This is a genomic window from Amycolatopsis viridis (genome assembly GCF_011758765.1).
Taxonomy (GTDB): Bacteria; Actinomycetota; Actinomycetes; order Mycobacteriales; family Pseudonocardiaceae; genus Amycolatopsis_E; species Amycolatopsis_E viridis.
Genome location: NZ_JAANOU010000001.1, coordinates 745,264 through 763,289, shown reverse-complemented (window position 1 = coordinate 763,289; position 18,026 = coordinate 745,264). Strand labels below are relative to the sequence as shown.

Annotated in this window: 19 protein-coding genes; 7 read left to right on the top strand and 12 right to left on the bottom strand. The window is 70.3% G+C overall.

Annotation, left to right across the window (positions count from 1 at the left end; genetic code table 11):
* Positions 1 to 113: 113 nt before the first annotated feature.
* The 7 genes from thpD to FHX46_RS03805 form a co-directional block, all read right to left on the bottom strand.
* A complete protein-coding gene (thpD, locus tag FHX46_RS03835) occupies positions 114 to 1,007 on the bottom strand; it encodes an ectoine hydroxylase (protein WP_167121087.1) in 894 nt (297 codons plus the stop codon).
* 69 nt (positions 1,008 to 1,076) lie between these two features.
* Positions 1,077 to 1,484: an ectoine synthase gene (locus tag FHX46_RS03830; RefSeq protein ID WP_167110677.1), complete on the bottom strand. Its 408-nt coding sequence runs from the start codon at positions 1,482 to 1,484 to the stop codon at positions 1,077 to 1,079.
* Positions 1,485 to 1,506: 22 nt separating this feature from the next.
* On the bottom strand, positions 1,507 to 2,760 hold the full coding sequence (gene ectB / locus FHX46_RS03825; protein WP_167110675.1) for a diaminobutyrate--2-oxoglutarate transaminase: 1,254 nt from the start codon (positions 2,758 to 2,760) through the stop codon (positions 1,507 to 1,509).
* A 67-nt stretch (positions 2,761 to 2,827) separates the two neighbouring features.
* Positions 2,828 to 3,328 carry a diaminobutyrate acetyltransferase gene (gene ectA, locus FHX46_RS03820; protein WP_167110673.1) on the bottom strand — a complete coding sequence of 167 codons (501 nt, stop codon included), beginning with the start codon at positions 3,326 to 3,328 and terminating at the stop codon, positions 2,828 to 2,830.
* A 208-nt stretch (positions 3,329 to 3,536) separates the two neighbouring features.
* A complete protein-coding gene (locus FHX46_RS03815; protein ID WP_167110671.1) occupies positions 3,537 to 4,313 on the bottom strand; it encodes an Abi-alpha family protein in 777 nt (258 codons plus the stop codon).
* Positions 4,314 to 4,346: 33 nt separating this feature from the next.
* Positions 4,347 to 4,691, bottom strand: coding sequence for a LapA family protein (locus FHX46_RS03810; RefSeq protein ID WP_167110669.1), 345 nt, complete (start codon positions 4,689 to 4,691; stop codon positions 4,347 to 4,349).
* A 42-nt stretch (positions 4,692 to 4,733) separates the two neighbouring features.
* Positions 4,734 to 5,549, bottom strand: coding sequence for a class I SAM-dependent methyltransferase (locus FHX46_RS03805; RefSeq protein WP_167110667.1), 816 nt, complete (start codon positions 5,547 to 5,549; stop codon positions 4,734 to 4,736).
* Between the two features lie 72 nt (positions 5,550 to 5,621).
* Here FHX46_RS03805 and FHX46_RS03800 point away from each other — a divergent pair, with 72 nt between their 5' ends.
* From FHX46_RS03800 to FHX46_RS03790, 3 genes are read left to right on the top strand one after another with little or no spacing between them, the layout of a single operon-like run.
* Positions 5,622 to 6,203, top strand: a complete 582-nt coding sequence (locus FHX46_RS03800; RefSeq protein ID WP_167110665.1) for a TetR/AcrR family transcriptional regulator — start codon at positions 5,622 to 5,624, stop codon at positions 6,201 to 6,203.
* Positions 6,200 to 7,378 (top strand): NADH:flavin oxidoreductase, encoded by a 1,179-nt coding sequence (locus tag FHX46_RS03795; RefSeq protein WP_167110663.1) that lies wholly within the window; start codon positions 6,200 to 6,202, stop codon positions 7,376 to 7,378. The genes FHX46_RS03800 and FHX46_RS03795 overlap by 4 nt, the downstream gene beginning before the upstream one ends.
* Positions 7,375 to 8,103 carry an SDR family oxidoreductase gene (locus tag FHX46_RS03790; RefSeq protein ID WP_313886012.1) on the top strand — a complete coding sequence of 243 codons (729 nt, stop codon included), beginning with the start codon at positions 7,375 to 7,377 and terminating at the stop codon, positions 8,101 to 8,103. Before FHX46_RS03795 ends, FHX46_RS03790 begins: the two co-directional genes overlap by 4 nt.
* On the opposite strand, the gene FHX46_RS03785 is transcribed toward FHX46_RS03790, so the two are convergent.
* Entirely contained in the window at positions 8,100 to 9,074 is a 975-nt protein-coding gene (locus FHX46_RS03785; RefSeq protein ID WP_167110659.1) for a ring-cleaving dioxygenase, read from the bottom strand. The two genes, FHX46_RS03790 and FHX46_RS03785, sit on opposite strands and share 4 nt — an antisense overlap.
* Before the next feature lie 98 nt (positions 9,075 to 9,172).
* Here FHX46_RS03785 and FHX46_RS03780 point away from each other — a divergent pair, with 98 nt between their 5' ends.
* Together FHX46_RS03780 and FHX46_RS03775 are read left to right on the top strand one after the other, a co-directional pair.
* Complete coding sequence (locus tag FHX46_RS03780) at positions 9,173 to 9,619, top strand: MarR family winged helix-turn-helix transcriptional regulator (RefSeq protein WP_208400513.1); 447 nt, start codon at positions 9,173 to 9,175, stop codon at positions 9,617 to 9,619.
* A 67-nt stretch (positions 9,620 to 9,686) separates the two neighbouring features.
* Positions 9,687 to 10,070, top strand: coding sequence for a VOC family protein (locus FHX46_RS03775; protein WP_167110655.1), 384 nt, complete (start codon positions 9,687 to 9,689; stop codon positions 10,068 to 10,070).
* Between the two features lie 298 nt (positions 10,071 to 10,368).
* Here the strand turns inward: FHX46_RS03775 and FHX46_RS03770 are convergent, their stop codons facing one another.
* Genes FHX46_RS03770 through boxC form a run of 4 tightly spaced genes read right to left on the bottom strand, consistent with a single transcriptional unit; the run spans position 10,369 to position 15,841 of the window.
* Entirely contained in the window at positions 10,369 to 11,226 is an 858-nt protein-coding gene (locus tag FHX46_RS03770) for an amidohydrolase family protein (protein WP_167110653.1), read from the bottom strand.
* Positions 11,223 to 12,785, bottom strand: coding sequence for a benzoate-CoA ligase family protein (locus tag FHX46_RS03765; RefSeq protein ID WP_167110651.1), 1,563 nt, complete (start codon positions 12,783 to 12,785; stop codon positions 11,223 to 11,225). Before FHX46_RS03765 ends, FHX46_RS03770 begins: the two co-directional genes overlap by 4 nt.
* 19 nt (positions 12,786 to 12,804) lie before the next feature.
* Positions 12,805 to 14,223 carry a benzoyl-CoA 2,3-epoxidase subunit BoxB gene (gene boxB, locus FHX46_RS03760; RefSeq protein ID WP_167110649.1) on the bottom strand — a complete coding sequence of 473 codons (1,419 nt, stop codon included), beginning with the start codon at positions 14,221 to 14,223 and terminating at the stop codon, positions 12,805 to 12,807.
* A 1-nt stretch (position 14,224) separates the two neighbouring features.
* On the bottom strand, positions 14,225 to 15,841 hold the full coding sequence (gene boxC, locus FHX46_RS03755) for a 2,3-epoxybenzoyl-CoA dihydrolase (protein WP_167110647.1): 1,617 nt from the start codon (positions 15,839 to 15,841) through the stop codon (positions 14,225 to 14,227).
* A gap of 76 nt (positions 15,842 to 15,917) precedes the next feature.
* Here boxC and ilvD point away from each other — a divergent pair, with 76 nt between their 5' ends.
* Positions 15,918 to 17,585 (top strand): dihydroxy-acid dehydratase, encoded by a 1,668-nt coding sequence (gene ilvD, locus FHX46_RS03750; RefSeq protein ID WP_208399996.1) that lies wholly within the window; start codon positions 15,918 to 15,920, stop codon positions 17,583 to 17,585.
* Positions 17,586 to 17,637: 52 nt separating this feature from the next.
* Positions 17,638 to 18,021: a cupin domain-containing protein gene (locus FHX46_RS03745; protein WP_167110645.1), complete on the top strand. Its 384-nt coding sequence runs from the start codon at positions 17,638 to 17,640 to the stop codon at positions 18,019 to 18,021.
* Positions 18,022 to 18,026 lie beyond the last annotated feature (5 nt).

The following is an 18,026-nucleotide window of genomic DNA, read 5'->3' as shown; positions in this document are numbered from 1 at the left end:
TCACACGGAATTCACCCCGAGCAAGGAAGACCCATGTTGCCGCCGTTCGCAGTGGCGGCACTGTAACAGGGCGCGATGAACCGGCTACACCCGACCCGCACTTCTTCCGGTGTCTATCGCGTCACAGGCGTGAAGTCCCGGCTGCCGATGAAGGTCGGCCGGGGCTTCGCGGCGGCGAACGGCTCGACGAGCGCGTTCTCGACGCTGTTGAACACCAGGAAGATGTTCGAGCGCGGATACGGCGTGATGTTGTTGCCGGACCCGTGCATGATGTTCGAGTCGAACCACAACGCCGAGCCGGCCGGCCCGGTGAACTGGTCGATCCCGTACTCCGCCGCGAGCTTGGTGATGTCGTCCTCGCTGGGCACGCCGATCTCCTGCTCCTTCAGCGACGACTTGTAGTAGTCGTCCGGGGTCGCGCCCACGCACGGCACGAACGTCCGCTGCGAGCCCGGCATGACCATCAGGCCGCCGTTGAAGGGGTAGTTGTCGGTCAGCGCGATCGAGCAGCTCACCGCCCGAGGCCGCGACATGCCGTCCTCGGCGTGCCAGGTCTCGAAGTCGGAGTGCCAGTAGAACCCGGTGCCCTTGAAGCCCGGCATGTAGTTCACGCGGCTCTGGTGGATGTACACCTCGGAGCCGAGGATCTGCCGGGCCCGGTCCAGGATCCGCGGGTCGCGGACCAGCTCGGCGATCAGCTCGCTGATCTTGTGGACCTCGAAGATCGACCGGACGCTGCCGGTCTGCTTCTCCGTGATCACCCGCTCGTCGGCCTTCAGCTGCTCGTCGCTGGAGAGCCGGACCAGCTCCTGCCAGTAGCCCTGCACCTCCGCCGGGGAGAGCAACCCCTCGACGATGTGGTAGCCCTTCGCGTCGTGCGAAGCGAGCGTCGCCGCGTCGACCGGGCCGTCGGCCTCGGTGCCCCAGACCGTCGGGTCGGCCCGGTCGATCGGCTGGGTGGCGGCAGCGACCCGCGTGGGGTAACTGTCCTGGACACCGGGTTCCATGATCGTCAAATCGGTTCGCCTCCTTGTATGCGATGTGCCTTCCGGTAGGGGCTTCGCTTTCGGGGTGGCTCAGGCGGTGGCTTCCGCGTCTTCCTCGAGCACCAGCGGGTACACGCCGTTCTCGTCGTGCACCTCACGCCCGGTCACCGGCGGGTTGAAGACGCAGACGGTCTTCATGTCGGTCTTCGGCCGGACCTGGTGCTTGTCGTGGTTGTTCAACAGGTAGAGCGAGCCGGGCCGGAGCTGGAAGGTCTCCCCGGTCTCCTTGTTCGTGATCTCGCCTTCGCCCTCGTAGACGAAGACCGCCTCGATGTGGTTGGCGTACCAGAAGTCGTTGACGGTCCCCGCGTACAGCGTGGTCTCGTGCACCGAGAAACCGACCTTCTCCTTGGCGAGGACGATCCGCTTCGAGCGCCAGTTCGGCGTCTTGATGTCGGCGTCGGTGTCGGTGATCTCGTCGAGGGTCCGGACGATCAAAACTTCTCCTCTTCTCGTTGTTCTACTTCCCGAGCACGGCCTGGACGGAGGCGTCGATGATCTCCAGCCCCTCGCCGATCTCGGCGTCGGTGACGGTCAGCGGCGGCAGCAGCTTCGCCACCTCGCCGTCCGGCCCGGAGGTCTCCATCAGCAGGCCGCGTTCGAAGGCCGCCGCGCACACCTTGCTGGCGAGTTCCCCGTTCTGGAACTCCAAACCGCGGGCGAGGCCGCGGCCCTTCGCGGTCAGCTGGGCGTCCGGGTAGGCGTCGACCAGGCCCTGCAGCGCGGCGCCGATGCGCTCGCCCTTGGCGCGGGTGGCCTTCTCCAGTTCGTCGTCACTCCAGTAGGTGCGCAGGGCCTCGGCGGCGGTGACGAACGCGGGGCTGATGCCGCGGAAGGTGCCGTTGTGCTCACCGGGCTCCCACACGTCCAGCTCCGGGCGGATGAGCGTGAGCGCCATCGGCAGCCCGTAGCCGCTGATCGACTTCGACAGGCACACGATGTCCGGCTTGATGCCCGCGTCCTCGAAGCTGAAGAACGGGCCGGTGCGGCCGCAGCCCATCTGCACGTCGTCGACGATCAGCAGGATGTCGTGCCGCTTGCACAGGTCGGCCAGGCCACGCAGCCACTCCATGCCGGCCGCGTTGATGCCGCCCTCGCCCTGCACGGTCTCCACGATCACGGCGGCAGGCTCGTTGAGCCCGCTGCCGGAGTCCTCGAGCAGGCGCTCGAAGTACAGGAAGTCCGGGTACGCCCCGTCGAAGTACTGGTCGTAGGGCATCGGGGTCGCGTGGACCAGCGGGATGCCGGCGCCGTGCCGCTTCATCGAGTTCCCGGTGACCGACAGCGCGCCGATCGTCATGCCGTGGAAGGCGTTGGTGAAGTTGATGACCGACTCGCGGCCGGTGACCTTGCGGGCCAGCTTCAGGGCCGCCTCGACGGCGTTGGCACCGCCGGGGCCCGGGAAGATGACCTTGTAGTCCAGCTCGCGCGGCTTGAGGATGTGCTCGTCGAACGTCTCGAGCAGGTCGCGCTTGGCGACGGTGAACATGTCGAGGGCGTGCGTGACGCCGTCGCGCTGGATGTAGTCGATCAGGGCCTGCTTGAGCACGGGGTTGTTGTGCCCGTAGTTCAGCGCGCCCGCGCCGGCGAAGAAGTCGAGGTAGGCGCGGCCGTCCTCGCCGTAGAGGTGGGTGCCCTGCGCCCGGTCGAACACGACCGGCCATCCCCGGCTGTAGCTGCGCACTTCGGATTCGAGCTTTTCGAAGATGCTCACGTTGGGTTATCCCCTCACTGGTGCTGGTCGACAGCTAATCGCACGGGCGTCCTCGCCCAATTCGCCGTTATCGCGGCCGGAGCGGACCGATTCGATAAAGGTCTTCCCGCTCGTGCCGGGTGTCGTCGTCCGGAAAGTCCGCCGTGCTGAACAGCTCAGTGGTCTCCAGATGCGCCTGCCACCGCTCGGCAAAGGAGGTGAACAGGCGGATGGACGCTTTGTTGTCGGGCGTGATGGTGGTCTCGAGGTAGCGCACCCCGTCGGCCACCAGGCGCGTGAACAGGTCGTCGAGCAGGGATCCGGCCAGCCCCTGCCCCCGCTGGGACGCGTCGACGGCAACCTGCCAGACGAGCGCCGTATCCGGCGCCGCGGGGCGGCGATAGGCGATCACGAATCCGACCGCATTGCCATCCACCCGCGCCACCACCGAGGTGTCGGCGAAATCGCGGCACCACAGCAGATATGCGTAAGGCGAGTTGAGATCGAGCTTTTGCGAATCGCGAGCGATTCGCCAAAGCGCAGCCCCGTCGGCCTTGGTCGGATTTTCGATCAAGTGCTTTCCGGACATGTCAAAACAACCTAACAGAGATGATTAGGTCGTTCAGCGCAACGTGTCACCCACACGCTGGCTACCTGCAAAAACGACGAAACACACGTGAGAATGACAACAGGGAGCTGGCGTCGCCGAAGCCGGTGTGCTATGGCCGCAATCCAGGTGGGGGCCTGTCACGTAGAGCGCACCTGGGACGCCTCGTGTTACACGGTAGTGGCAGCGATCACAGGACGCGAGCCCAGTCGCCTGGATCGCAGGCGACCCAGAACCGCCTCCCGAACCGCGACAGGCGCACGGTCCGCCGCACCAGCCGGGCCCGCCGGGCGGACTTCACCGCGGTGCGGACCAGGTCCTCGGTCGCCAGGATCTCGTACTGCGACTCCAGCTCGGGCGACTCGTCGTCCAGCTCCACCAGACCGAACCCGGACAGCCGCGTCAGGTAGCCGGGCACCTCGTCGGCCAGCGTCACCCCTGCCGCCTTGCCGACCGTGGAGGCGTTGCGCAGGATGGTCCGGCCGCCACCGAAGCCGCGTTCGGTCACGTCGATCACGGGGAAGGCCGCGCCGGTCGCGAGGGTGGCGATGATGCGGGCCTCGTCCGGCGTCAGCTGCCGGAGCACGGTCGCGTAAAGGTACTCGCGCGCCTGGTCCCGGCGGAAACCGACGGAGCGGTCGAGCAGTTCCTTCATCGCGGCCCGCAGCGGCTCGCGGGCCGGGACCAGCTCACCGGCCGGGTCCGGCGCGTGCTGGGTGCCCGCCGCGTTGAGCGCGATCACGTACGGGTCGTCGACCTCGTCGAGGCGGCGGCGCAGGCCGGTCAGGACCTGACGTTCGACCTGCCGCAACCCCTCGCCGGCCAGTTCCAGACCGGGCACCGGCAGGCGACGGCCGAGGGTGACCCCGGTGCGCGCGGCCCATCCGGCGAGCCGTCCCGCCCGGCGCAGCAGGTTCTCGTCGCCGCCCTCCGGCGAACTCGGCAGGTTCTCGCTGGTCAACCGCATCACCCCGTTTCCGGGGACGATGGTACGGCCGGGTCAGCGCACCGCCTTGTTCGCCTTCCGCGTCGCCTTGCGCAACTGGACGATCCGGGCGCCGCCGACCAGGGCGACGAGCACCGCACCGGCGATCGCGGAGAACAGCATCGCGACGGCCAGCGGCAGGCTGCCCTGCATGCCGAGGAAGGTGACGGTGGTCGAGGCCAGGTTCTGCAGGATGAAGATCAGCAGGAAGATCAGGATGATCAGCGCGATGATGATCGCGAACCAGGTGCCGCTGACGCGGGTCCGCTTGATCCGGACCGGTTTCGCGGGTGCTGGTTGCGTCACGGGCGGCTGGGGTGGGGTGCCGCTCACCGGCTTGTCCCCCTGCGCGTGCGTCATACCGGAATTGTGCTCGGGTGGGTGGGTTCCCGCAGGTCGAAGTCACCCGGGCCGGGGAACCCGCCAGCTGAGCGTGACCACTTCCCGGCCGGACGACCCCAGATCGGGCGGAGTGCTCTCGTCCACGCCGAGGCCCCGCAGCACCTCGGCCACCTCGTCCGCCCGCTCGGCGGGCAGGCACAGGCGGCGGCGCGTGACGTCGACCAGCTCGTCGAAGCGCTCGTACTCCGGCTTCGGGGCCTTGCGCCAGCGCACGACCTCCGGTTCGACGCCGAGTTCGCGCAGCGCGGCGATCGCGTCCCCGGCCGTCGGACCGGACGGGCGGTCGATGCCGTGGAAGTGCCGCCACAGCGGGTTGAGGCTGGTCAGCGGGTGCGCCTGCGCCAGCTCGACGACGACCTTGCGGCGCGCGTGCGCGGTGAGCGCGGCGACGAACGGCGCGAGGTCCGGCGCGTTGTAGAGGACGTGGGCGCAGACGACGACGTCGGCAGGCCCGACCGCGACGTCCGGCCACCGCCCCTCGATCTCGGTGTGGGACAGCGACAGCGCCTCGGCCCGCCGGCGGAACTCGGCGAGCAGCCCGGCGCTGGTGTCCACCGCGGTGACGTGCGTGATCGCCCGTGCGCACGGCAGGCTCGCGGCACCGGCACCCGCACCGACGTCGAGCACGGTGCCCGGCAGCGCGTCCAGCACGGCCTGGTGCGTCGGCGTCCCGGGCTCCGCGATCTGCCGGTCCGCCCGGCGGGCGAACACCGTGCGCGGCACCACCCAGGGCGACTCGGGAGCGGCGGCCAGGATGTGCTCCGGGATGGCCCAGTCCGCCAGCTGCCGCGCCCACCTGCGCACCGCGTCCGCCATGCCCCCATTCTGCCGCCCGGCGCGGGTCAATCAGTGATTGATTCGGTGATGGGCATGTGGTTCGCTGGAGGGGTGCCGAGCACCGATGCCACCACGCGCGAGCGGCTGCTCACGGTCGCCGAGCGCCTGTTGCTCGAATCCGGCGGCGACGCCTACGACAGCGTGTCCGTGCGCGCCATCAACAGCGCAGCCGGCATGAACCCGGCCGCGGTGCACTACCACTTCGGCTCCAAGGACGCCCTGATCGCGGCGCTGCTGGAGACCCGGGTCGCGCCCGTGTGGCGGCAGCGGCTGGACGAGGTCACCGAACGCCGGCGCGACGGATGGGTACCGACGGTGCCCGAACTGGTCGACCTCGTCGTGACCCCGCTGGCCGAGCTCGCCGCGGACCCGGTCGGCCGGTTGCGGCTGCGCCTGCTGGCCCGGTTCGTGCTGGGACGGCGGGAGGCGGTGTGGACGTCACGCTGGTTCGGGCTGGAGCCGTGGATCGAGCTGCTGCGGGACGCGCGCCCGGAGCTGTCGCAGGCCGCGGCCGCGCAGCGCTGGCTGCTCGCCTTCGGGCTGGTGCTCCAGTTCTTCGCCGGCGGGGTGCCCGGGGACGTACCGGCCGGGACGCTGCGGGCGTTCGTCACCGCCGGGCTGGCGGAATCATGACGGAGTTGTCCGAGTCGTCCGAGGCGTTCACGGTGTTCGCGCCTGCGCAGCTGGGCCCGGTCCGGCTGCGCAACCGGATCATCAAGGCGGCGACGTTCGAGGGCGCGACACCGGACGCGCTGGTCACCGACCGGCTGATCGAGTTCCACCGGCGGGTGGCGCGCGGCGGGGCCGGGATGACCACGGTGGCCTACTGCGCGGTCTCCCCCGAGGGCCGGACCGACCGGCACCAGATCTGGATGCGCGCGGAGGCGGTGCCGGGCCTGCGGCGGCTCACCGACGCCGTGCACGCGGAGGGTGCCGCGGTGAGCGCGCAGATCGGTCACGCGGGTCCGGTCGCGAACGCGGCATCCAACCGGTTACCCGCGCTGGCGCCGGGCCGGTTCCCCAACCCGCTGGGGATGCGGTTCACGCGATCGGCCACTGTGGACGATCTGTCCCGGGTGGTGCGCGCACACGCCTCGGCCGCTCGGCTGGCGATCGAGTCCGGCTTCGACGCCGTGGAACTCCACTTCGGACACAACTACCTGGTCAGTTCCTTCCTGAGTCCGCGGCTCAACCGGCGCACCGATTCCTACGGCGGTTCACCGGCCAACCGGGCCCGGCTGGCGCGGGAGGTCGCGCGGGCGGTGCGGGACGCCGTCGGCGACCGCATCGCGGTGACGGCGAAGCTCAACATGGACGACGGCGTGCCCGGCGGGTTCTGGCTGGACGAGAGCGTGCAGGTCGCGCGGTGGCTGGAGGCGGACGGCACGCTCGACGCGCTGGAGCTGACCGCGGGAAGCTCGCTGCTGAACCCGATGTACCTGTTCACCGGCGATGCGCCGGTGCGGGAGTTCGCGGAGGCGTTCCCCCGGCCGGTGCGGTGGGGGGTGCGGGCGGGTGGCCGCGCGTTCCTGCGCAGCTATCCGTTCCAGGAGGCGTACCTGCTGGACCGGGCCCGGCAGTTCCGGGCGGCGCTGGAGTTGCCGCTGATCCTGCTGGGCGGGATCACCCGGCTGGAGACGATGGAACGGGCACTGGCGGAAGGTTTCGCGTTCGTCGCGATGGCACGGGCGCTGCTGCGCGAGCCGGACCTGCCGCTGCGGCTGCGCTCCGGGGCGCGCTCGCTGTGCGTGCACTGCAACAAGTGCATGCCGACGATCTACCGGGGGACGCGATGTGTGCTGACGTGATCGCCGTGACCGGGGCGGCATCGGGAATCGGTGCCGCGGTGGCCTCGGCGCTGCGAACGGCGGGGCACCGCGTGATCGGCGTGGACCTGCGCGACGCCGAGGTCTGCGCCGATCTATCCACTTCGGACGGTCGCCGTGCGGCGATCGGCGGTGTGCTCGACCGGGCGCCCGAGCTGGACGGGCTCGTGCTGTGCGCCGGAGTCGGGCCGCACGTGCCGGATCCGATGCAGATCATCGAGGTGAACTACCGTGGCGCGGTCGAGGTGCTGGACGGCCTGTTCCCCGCGCTGCGCGGAGCTGCGGTGGCGGTGTCGTCGTCCGCGTCGACGATGGTCCGGTGGGCGGACAACCCCATCTCCCGCGGCACGGAGGCTGCCGCGCTGGCCGACGCCGGTGAGTTCGCCGGGCATCTCGCGTACTCGTGGTCGAAGAACGCGGTCACGGTCGCGGTGCGACAACGGGTCGCCGAATGGGGCGCGGCCGGGGTCCGGCTGAACACCGTGGCGCCCGGGGCGGTCGACACTCCCCTGCTGCAGGCCGGGCTGGCGTCCCGTTACGGCGACGCGATCCGCAGCTACCAGCCGCCCATTGCGCGGCACGGGACACCGGAGGAAGTGGCCGCGCTGATCGTCTACCTGCTCGGACCGCACGCCGGCTACATCCACGGCGCCCAGTTCGCGATCGACGGCGGTTCCGACGCGTTGATGCGGCCCACCGAGTTCTAGGAACGGCCGGTCCGGTCCACCCGGTTGTTCTCGCCCGGGATGTCCAGCTTCGGCAGCGCGCGCTCGATCTGCTCGCGGTCCGGCTCCAGCCACGGCGGCAGCTTGAGCGCGCGGCCCAGCTCCAGCAGCGGCTCGTCGACGGCGAACCCGGGCTGGTCGGTCGCGATCTCCAGCAGCGTCCCGCCCGGCTCGCGGAAGTAGATCGAGCGGAAGTACTGCCGGTCCAGGATCGAGGTGACGTGCACACCCCGGTCGACGAGCTCCTCGCGCCAGGCGGCCTGGCTGGTCTCGTCCGGCGCACGCCACGCGACGTGGTGCACGGTGCCGGTGGCGACCAGCCCGCGCGGCGTGCCGGGGGTGACCAGCACGTCGACCATCGCGCCCGGGCCGCCCTCGCCGGCGGTGAAGCGCAGGCGGTTGCTGTCCTGTCCGGCGAACGTCAGGCCCAGCTCACCGAACATCTCGGCGGTCGCGTCCTCCTCGGTGACCGAGAGGGTGACCGAGTGCAGGCCGCGGATCGCGTGCTCGGCCGGGACGTGCCCGTTGTCCCACGGATCGCGCGGGTCACCCTGCGGATGCGCGACGAGCGCGAGCTGGAGCCCGTCCGGGTCGCGGAAGGTCAGGACGTCTTCACCCGCGCGGTTGGCGATGCGACCGGTGGTGATGCCGGCGTCGGCCAGGTGGTCCTTCCACCACCCGATCGACTGCTCCGGCACGGAGAAGGCGGTGGTGGTGGCCTGACCGGTGCCGATGCGACCGCTCGGCGCGTCCGGCCGGGGGAAGAAGGTCAGCAGCGTGCCCGGCTTCCCGGACTGGTCGCCGTAGTACAGGTGGTAGGTGCCTGGATCGTCGAAGTTGACGGTGGTCTTCACCAGGCGCAGGCCGAGGGTGCGCAGGTAGAAGCCGGCGTTGCGCTGCGGGTCGCCGCCGATCGCGGTCACGTGGTGCAAGCCGCTGGTCTTGATGGACATCGTCTGCTCCTTCGCCGGACCCCGGGACAACCGGAACAACCTCTCGCCAGCAAGATATATTCCAGAAAGAGTTATGCTGGTACAGTCGCGGGGTGAGCATGCCCGGCGACGACGAGATCGTGACCTGGTGGGGCCTCGTCATCGAGGGGTACCTCGCCACACAGGATCGACTCATGGACGAGATCGCCGAGCGGTTCGGTCTGGCGCCGGCGCCGTTCGACATCCTGCTCCGGCTGGTGCGCACGCCCGGCCACCGCATGCCGATGACGCGGCTGGCCACCGAGGCGGCGCTGTCCAGCGGCGGATTCACCAAGGTGGCCGACCGCCTCACCGCCGCCGGTCTGATCACCCGCCAACCGAGCCCGGACGACCGGCGCGTGACGTTCGCCTGCCTCACCGAGCACGGGCGCGAGGTCGCGGAGAAGGCGCGCCAGACGTGTGCGGAAATCCTGCGGCGGCGCGTGCTGGAGCCGCTGGGACCGGAGGCGTCGCAGGCACTGGCCGACGCGATGCGCACGCTCCGCGAGGTCAACAGCACGAGCTGACACCCGGTTGCCCCCGCCAGTCCCGAGGCGCACCATGAGTGCTCTCGTCGCTGGAGAAGGAGGCGACATGCTCACCACGTCCACCATCACCCACATGCTCCCGGCGCAGGACACCGAGCGGGCACGGCACTTCTACGGTGACCAGCTCGGCCTGCGGCAGACCGAAACCGGCCCCGACGGGACCTGCTTCTTCGAGGCCGGCTCCGGTCACGTGATCGGCCTGCGGCCGCTGCCGGACACCAAACCGAGCGAGAACACCGCACTGAGCTTCGAGGTCGGTGACATCGCGTCCGAAGTGCGCGACCTGGAATCCCGCGGCGTGCACTTCGCCGACTTCGACTCCGGCGACCTGCGCACCCAGGACCACATCGCCACGATGGGCAACGAAAAGGCCGCCTGGTTCACCGACTCCGAAGGCAACGTCCTCTGCCTGCACCAGGTCATGGGCTGAGCAACCAGGGCCGCGCACCCTACCGCGGTGAGCCGCGTGGTCATCCCGTCGCCCGAGGCGTCCGGAGCGGACCTTTACCGCGTGCGGAGGCCCGGTGCCCCGACAGCCTCGTCCGGCGCGGCCAACACAGCGCCGGCAACGACAAACACGACGCCCGGAGCGGCAAACACGACGCCGGGAACGGCCGACACGGCGCCCGGAGCGGCAAACACGGCGCGCGGCGGCGTGTTTGCCGCTCGACGCGGGGTGTTTGCTGCTCGGCGCCGCGTGTTTGCCGCCTGCTCGCGGGGAGCTGCGGTTAGATGCCCAGGCCGGGGAACAGCTTCCCGGCGTTGCCGGCCAGCACGTCCCGCATCACAGCGTCCGGCAGGCCCAGCTCGGCCAGCGCCTGGACGTTCCGGCGCGTGCCGGGGACACCCGGCCAGTCCGTGCCGAACACGAACCGGCCGGCGAGCCGGGTGAAGTCGAACCGCGCGTAGTACTCCGGCAGCTTCTTCGGTGGCAGACCGGCGAGGTCGAGCCACACGTTGTCGCGTGCCAGCGCCAGGAACGCGGCCACGTCGTACCACCACCCGCGGCCACCGTGGGCGAACACGAACGGCACCGACGGGAAGTCCTCGACGACGTCGGACATCAGCTCCGGGTTGCCGAAGCTCGCGCGGGCGCCGGGAAAGCTGCTCGTGCCCGAGTGGATGATCACCGGCACCCCGCGCTCGGCACACACGTGGTACGCCGCGTACAGCTCCTTGTCCGCCGGTGAGAACGCGCCATGCACCGGGTGGATCTTCAGCGCCACCGCACCGAGGTCGAGCTGCCGCTCCACCTCGACCGCCACCGGGTGGTGCAGGTGCGGGTTCACGTTCGCCACCAGCCGGAACCGCTCCGGGTTGTGCTCGACGATCGGCAGGTTGTCCTCGATCGGCTGGATCCCGGTCGCGCGCGGGCTGTACTCGCAGAACAACAGTGCCCGGTCGACCCCTTCGGACTCGAACAGGGCGTCCAGCCGCCCGGGCACGACGGTGCCATCGGTGTCGTAGACCGAGCGCCAGTCGTGCGGCCCGGAGAACTGCTCGGCCCACTCCAGCCACGCCGGTTTCAGCGTGCTCAGCCGCGGCGGGTGGACGTGCGCGTCCACCACGGTGTAGCCGTCGATCACCTGAGCGCTCCCGGCCGCAGCGAGTCCCGCACCAGCCCGCGGATCACGTTCCGGCGGATCTTGCCGGTCGCGGTCTTCGGCAGCTCCGCGGCCTCGACCACGGCACGCGGCCGTTTGAACGCGGCGAGCCCCTCCCGGCAGAAATCGATCAGCGCATCCGGATCGACCGTGTGGCCGGCGGCGGGCACCACGCACGCCACCGGCTTCTCGATGCCGTCCGAGCCGGGCGCGGCCACCACCGCCACCTCGGCCACGTCCGGGTGCTGGAGCAACCGCTGCTCCACCTCCGCGGGCGACACCCAGATGCCGCCCGCCTTGAGCATGTCGTCGAACCTGCCCAGGCAGGTGTAGGTGCCGTCGGGATTGCGCACGTAGCTGTCCCCCGTCCGCAGCCATTCGCCCTGGAACACGTGCTTGGACGTCTCGTACCGGCTCCAGTAGCCGAACGCGGTCGACGGCCCGCGCACGTACAGCTCCCCCGGCTGCCCAGGGCCCTCGACCAGCGTGCCGAGCGGGTCGCGGATCTCCAGCTCGTACCCGGGCACCGCGACCCCGGTCGTGCCGGGCACCACCTCGCCCGGGCGGTTGGACAGGAAGATGTGCAGCGCCTCGGTCGACCCGATGCCGTCCAGGATCTCCACCCCGAACTTCGCGAGGAACCGCTCGTAGATCACCGCCGGCAGCGGCTCGCCCGCGGAAACCGCCTGCCGCACCGACGAAAACGTGTCGGCCGGCAGGTCCGCGGCGAGCAGCGCGGAGTAGAACGTCGGCACGCCGAAGAACAACGTCGGCCGCTCGGTGCGCACCCGGTCAGCTACCAGCTGCGGCGTCGGCCGTCCCGGTTCGAACACGGTGCTCGCCCCGGCCGACAGCGGGAAGAACGCGGAGTTGCCGATGCCGTAGGCGAAGAACAGCTTCGCGACCGAGAAGCACCGGTCCTCCGGCCGGATGCCGAGCACCTGCCGGCCATAGGTATCGCACACCGCGCGGATGCTCGCGTGGCGGTGCATCGCGCCCTTCGGCTGCCCGGTCGTGCCGGAGGTGTACAACCACAGCGCGGGCGAATCCTCCCACGTGCGGTAGGTTTCCCGGGGGTCCGCTGTGGACAGCCGGGTCCAGTCGTGTGTGGACACCCGGGAGAACGACGCCGGGTCCGCGCGGTCCAGGACGACGTCGGTGACCTCGGGCGCCAGCTCGACCGCCTCTTTGGCGGCCGCGGTGAACTCGCCCGACACGCACAGCACGCGCGCCCGCGAATCCGCGAGCACCCGGCCCAGCTCCGGCCCGGTCACCATGGTCGACACCGGCACCGGCACCGCGCCGGCGCACATCGCGCCGAGGATGCCGGTGAGCATTTCGATGCCGTCGACCATGCACAGCATGACCCGCTCCTCCGGCCGCACGCCGATGTCCGCGAGTCCACCGGCGACGCGGTGCACCGCGTCGGAAAGCTCGGCGTAGGTCAGCGTGCGGGCGGCCGTGACGACCGCGGTGCGGGCGCCGTCACCGTCCCGGACGTGCCGGTCGACCAGGTGGTCCGCCGCGTTGAACTCGGCCATCACGCCCGCCCTTCGCAGGTCACAGGTACACGTACTCGTAGTCGAACGGCTTGCCGTTGATGCCCTGGCGCGGCGGGGCGACCCAGCTCGCGATCTTGCCGCGCTCGTACACCGGGTGCATGAGCGACCGGACGAACGCGAGGTCCTCGCTGCTCGGCAGCCAGCGCTTGCGGTTGCGCTCCCAGGTCGCTTCGTCCACGATCGTCCCGTCCGGCGTGATGTGGTGGCCGGAGTTTATGCCGACCTTGCGGTTGAAACCAGGGTGCGGCAGGCGGAACCGGAAGTCGATGCCGGCGTCGGTGAGGATCTTGTTCCACCGTTTGACACCGGATTCGCAGTCGGCGATGTACTCCCGCCGCAGGTCGAGGTTGAGCAGCAGGATCTTCTGCATCTCCTCGCTGGTCCAGGTGCCGTCCGGTTGCGGCTTGTCCAGCGTCGCCGCGTCGTCGGTCAGCTGGTGGTCGTCCTTGCGGCGGGTCTCCATCCACCGGCCCTTGAGCCCGGCGGTGTAGTAGTTGGCCGCGTTGGTCGACGTCTCGCTGCCGAACAGGTCCAGCGACACGGTGTAGTGGAAGTTCAGGTAGCGCTGGATGATGTCCAGCGGGATGCCCCCGTGTGAGGCGATGTCCGTGGTGTCGTGCTCGCGGATCAGCTCGGCGCTGCGCATCACCACCCGGTCGACACCCGTGGTGCCGACGAACATGTGGTGCGCCTCCTCCTTGAGCATGAACTCGCAGGTGCGCGACAACGGGTCGAACGCCGACTCCTTGAGCGTGCCCAGCTGGTACTTGCCGTCCCGGTCGGTGAAGTAGGTGAACATGTAGAACGCGAGCCAGTCCGCGGTCTCCTCGTTGAACGCACCGAGGATGCGCGGCGTGTCGGGGCTGCCGGAGTTGCGGTACAGCAGCGCCTCCGCCTCCTCGCGGCCCTCCTTGCCGAAGTAGGCGTGCAGCAGGTAGACCATCGCCCACAGGTGACGGCCCTCCTCCACGTTGACCTGGAAGAGGTTGCGCAGGTCGTACAGGCTCGGCGCGGTCAGGCCGAGCAGCTTCTGCTGCTCCACCGAAGCCGGTTCGGTGTCGCCCTGGATCACGATCAGCCGTTGCAGGTCGGCCCGGTACTCGCCGGGCACCTGCTGCCAGGCCGGTTCGCCCTGGTGCTCGCCGAAGGCGATCCGGCGGTCCGGGTCGCGCTCGGCCAGGAAGATGCCCCAGCGGTAGTCCTGCGGCACCACGTGGTCGAAGTGCGCCCAGCCCTCGCGGCCGACGCTGACCGCGGTGCGCAGGTACACCCCCTGAGTCTCCAGGGCCGGGCCCATCTCGGCCCACCAGTGCATGAACTTCGGCTGCCAGCCCTCCAGCGCCCGCTGCAGGCGCCGGTTGTCGGACAGCTCCACGTTGTTCGGGATCTTGGCGTCGTAGTCGATCCTGGTCGGCATGTCACACCCGCTTGCGGTCGTAGGAAGCCTTCTGGCCGGTGCCGTAGCGGCGCAGCGCGCCGTCCGGGCCGGAGGCGTTCGGTCTCGTGAAGATCCAGTTCTGCCAGGCCGTCAGGCGGCCGAAGATCTTGGTCTCGAGGGTTTCCGGGCCGACGAACCGGTGGTTGGCCTCCATGCCGGTAAGGGCGTCCGGCGACAGCGCCGCCCGGCCTTCCAGCACGATCCGGATCTCGTCCGGCCAGTCGATGTCGTCCGGGGCCTCGGTGACCAGGCCCAGCTCGACCGCTTCGCCCGCGGACAGCCGCCGGTCGCGTTCCCGCTTGAGCCGGTCGAGGTGGTCGTGGTCGCCGTAGAACCTCGACTCCAGCCGGGACAGCCCGTTGCCCATCGGGAAGGCGCCGAAGTTGGCCTCGGACAGCACCAGGAACGCCCGCTCGTCGCTGTCCTCGTCGTCGATCGGCGGACCGTCCAACATGTACTGCCGGTCGCAGGCCAGCGCCAGCTCCAGCAGTACCCCGGCGAAGCAGCTGCCCGGTTCGACCAGCGCGATCAGGCTGCGGCTGGTGACGTCGAGCCGTTTCAGCGTGCGTTTGTAGTAGTGCAGGATCTCGTTGGACAACCAGTCCGTCCCGGTCAGCACCGCCCGCTCGGCGGCGAGCACGGCGTCCGGATCGCCTTCGGTCCGCACGACCCAGGTGCCCAGCTCGGGTTCGTTGGTCCGCAGGCGGAGGATGAGGTCGTCCAGCTCGCGGGTCATCGCCAGCAGCCAGCCGTCGCCTCGCGGTCCGCGGACGGTGATCGTCACGACGCCGGTGTCCCGGTCCAGCTCGGCGGTCACGTGCGGGTAGGTGATGCGGTCCTCGGTCACCTCGCGTTCCAGCGGTTCGAGCACGATGCCCGGCGCGTCGGCCGGCCTGGTGCTGGACGCGGCCAGCTCACGGGCGCGCTGCTCCACGACAGCACGGAAGTCCTGCCGCGGAACCAGCTCGTCGACCAGCCGCCACTCGACGGCCGTGCGCCCCTTGACGCCGTCCGGGCGGGTGGCGAACACGTCGGCGCGGTCCTTGCGGACGCGCCGCTTGTCGGTGACGCGGGTCAGGCCGCCGGTGCCGGGCAGCACACCGAGCAGCGGCACCTCGGGCAGCGCCACGGTCGAGGAGTTGTCGTCGACCAGCAGGATCTTCTCGCAGGCCAGTGCGATCTCGTAGCCACCGCCGGCGCAGCTGCCGTTGACCGCGGCGAGGTAGATCTGGCCGGAGTTCTCGGTGGCGTCCTCGATGCCGTTACGGGTCTCGTTGGTGAACTTGCAGAAGTTCACCTTCCACTCGTGGGCGGAGCCGGCGAGCATCCGGATGTTGGCTCCGGCGCAGAAGACCTTGTCCTTGGCGCTGGTCAGGATCACGGCCCGCACCTCGGGGTGCTCGAAGCGCAGCCGCTGGACGGCGTCGTAGAGCTCGATGTCGACGCCCAGGTCGTAGGAGTTGAGTTTGAGCTCGTACCCCGGCACGAGCCCGCCGTGCTCGTCGACGTCCATCTCGAGCCAGGCGATCGGCGGCTCGATCCGCAACCGCCAGTGCTTGTAGTCCTCGGGCCGTCGATCGAATGACACCGTCGTCATGGCCTTGATTCTCGACAATTTCTTCTCGGTCGTCAATGTTGTGTAGAGAATGGATCTCGGGCCTATGGTGCTCACCATGGCTGACCTCAAACCGCGGTCCCGGGACGTGACGGACGGGCTGGAGCGCGCGGCGGCGCGCGGCATGCTGCGTGCGGTGGGTATGGGCGACGAGGACTTCGCCAAGCCCCAGATCGGCATCGCCTCGTCATGGAACGAGATAACACCGTGCAACCTGTCCCTGCAACGGTTGGCGCAGGCGAGCAAGCAGGGGGTGCACGCGGGCGGCGGGTTCCCGATGGAGTTCGGCACGATCTCGGTCAGCGACGGCATCAGCATGGGCCACGAGGGCATGCACTTCTCGCTGGTGTCGCGCGAGATCATCGCCGACTCGGTGGAGACCGTGATGGAGGCCGAGCGGCTGGACGGCGCGGTCCTGCTCGCCGGCTGCGACAAGAGCCTGCCGGGCATGCTGATGGCCGCGGCGCGCCTGGACGTGGCGGCGGTGTTCCTCTACGCCGGCTCGATCCTGCCGGGCACCGTCGACGGCCGCGAGGTGACGATCATCGACGCGTTCGAGGCGGTCGGTGCGTGTGCGCGCGGGCTGATCTCGCGCGAGGAGGTCGACAAGATCGAACGCGCGATCTGCCCCGGAGAGGGCGCGTGCGGCGGCATGTACACGGCGAACACGATGGCGTGCGCGGCCGAGGCGCTGGGCATGTCACTGCCCGGGTCGGCCAGCCCGCCGTCGGTGGACCGGCGGCGCGACCGGTTCGCGCGGGAGAGCGGCGAGGCCGTCGTCGGGATGCTCGGCGCCGGGATCACCGCCCGGGACGTGCTGACCCGGGAGGCGTTCGAGAACGCGATCGCCGTGGTGATGGCGCTCGGCGGGTCGACCAACGCGGTGCTGCACCTGCTGGCCATCGCGCACGAGGCCGAGGTGGAGCTGACGCTGGACGACTTCACCCGGATCGGTGACCGCGTGCCGCACCTCGCCGACGTCAAGCCGTTCGGGCGGCACGTGATGACGGCGGTGGACCGGGTCGGCGGTGTCCCGGTGGTGATGAAGGCGCTGCTCGACGCGGGCCTGCTGAACGGCGACTGCCTCACCGTCACCGGCAAGACGGTGGCCGAGAACCTGGCCGAGCTGGCGCCGCCCGAACTGGACGGCGAGGTCGTGCGGAAGCTGTCGAACCCGATTCGCCCGACCGGCGGACTGACGATCCTGCACGGCAGCCTCGCCCCGGAGGGTGCGGTGGTGAAGAGCGCCGGGTTCGACTCGTCCCGCTTCGAGGGCCGGGCACGCGTGTTCGACGGGGAGAAGGCGGCGATGGACGCACTGCCGACGCTGCAACCCGGGGACGTCGTGGTGATCCGGTACGAGGGCCCGCGCGGCGGACCCGGGATGCGCGAGATGCTGGCCGTGACCGGCGCGATCAAGGGCGCGGGACTGGGCAAGGAGGTCCTGCTGCTCACCGACGGCCGGTTCTCCGGCGGCACCACCGGGTTGTGCATCGGGCACGTCGCGCCGGAAGCCGCGCACGGCGGGCCGATCGCCTTCGTCCGCGACGGCGACCCGATCGTCCTCGACATGGAGGCCAGGACACTCGACCTGGGCATCACGCCCGAGGAGCTGGCGGAGCGCCGGGCGGGCTGGCAGATGCCGGAGCCGCCCCGGCGGACCGGGGTACTGGCCAAGTACGCGCGACTGGTCGGTTCCGCCGCGCAGGGCGCCATTTGCGGCTGAACCCGCCCGCCACGGGTCGCTGCGACCGGGCGGGTGACCCTACGGTGGGCGGGTGACCCCGTTCACCACCACGCACGTCGCGGACAGCGCCGAGGTCACCGCACCCGACGGGTCCACGGTCCGTCCGCTGTGCACCCTGCCCGCGGTGGCGAGCTTCGCCCACTTCGCGCTCGCCCCGGGGCAGGTCTCGCGGGCCGTCGAGCACGCCACCGTCGAGGAGATCTGGTACGTCGTCGGCGGCAGCGGCCGCCTGTGGCGCGGGCAGGACGGGCGCGAGGAGATCACCGAACTGCGGCCCGGCACCTGCCTGACCATCCCGCTCGGCACGGCGTTCCAGTTCCGCGGCGGGCCGGCCGGCCTCCAGGTGGTCGCCGTGACGGCACCACCGTGGCCGGGCACCGGCGAGGAGGCCGCACCGGTGCCCGGCCACTGGTGACGGGC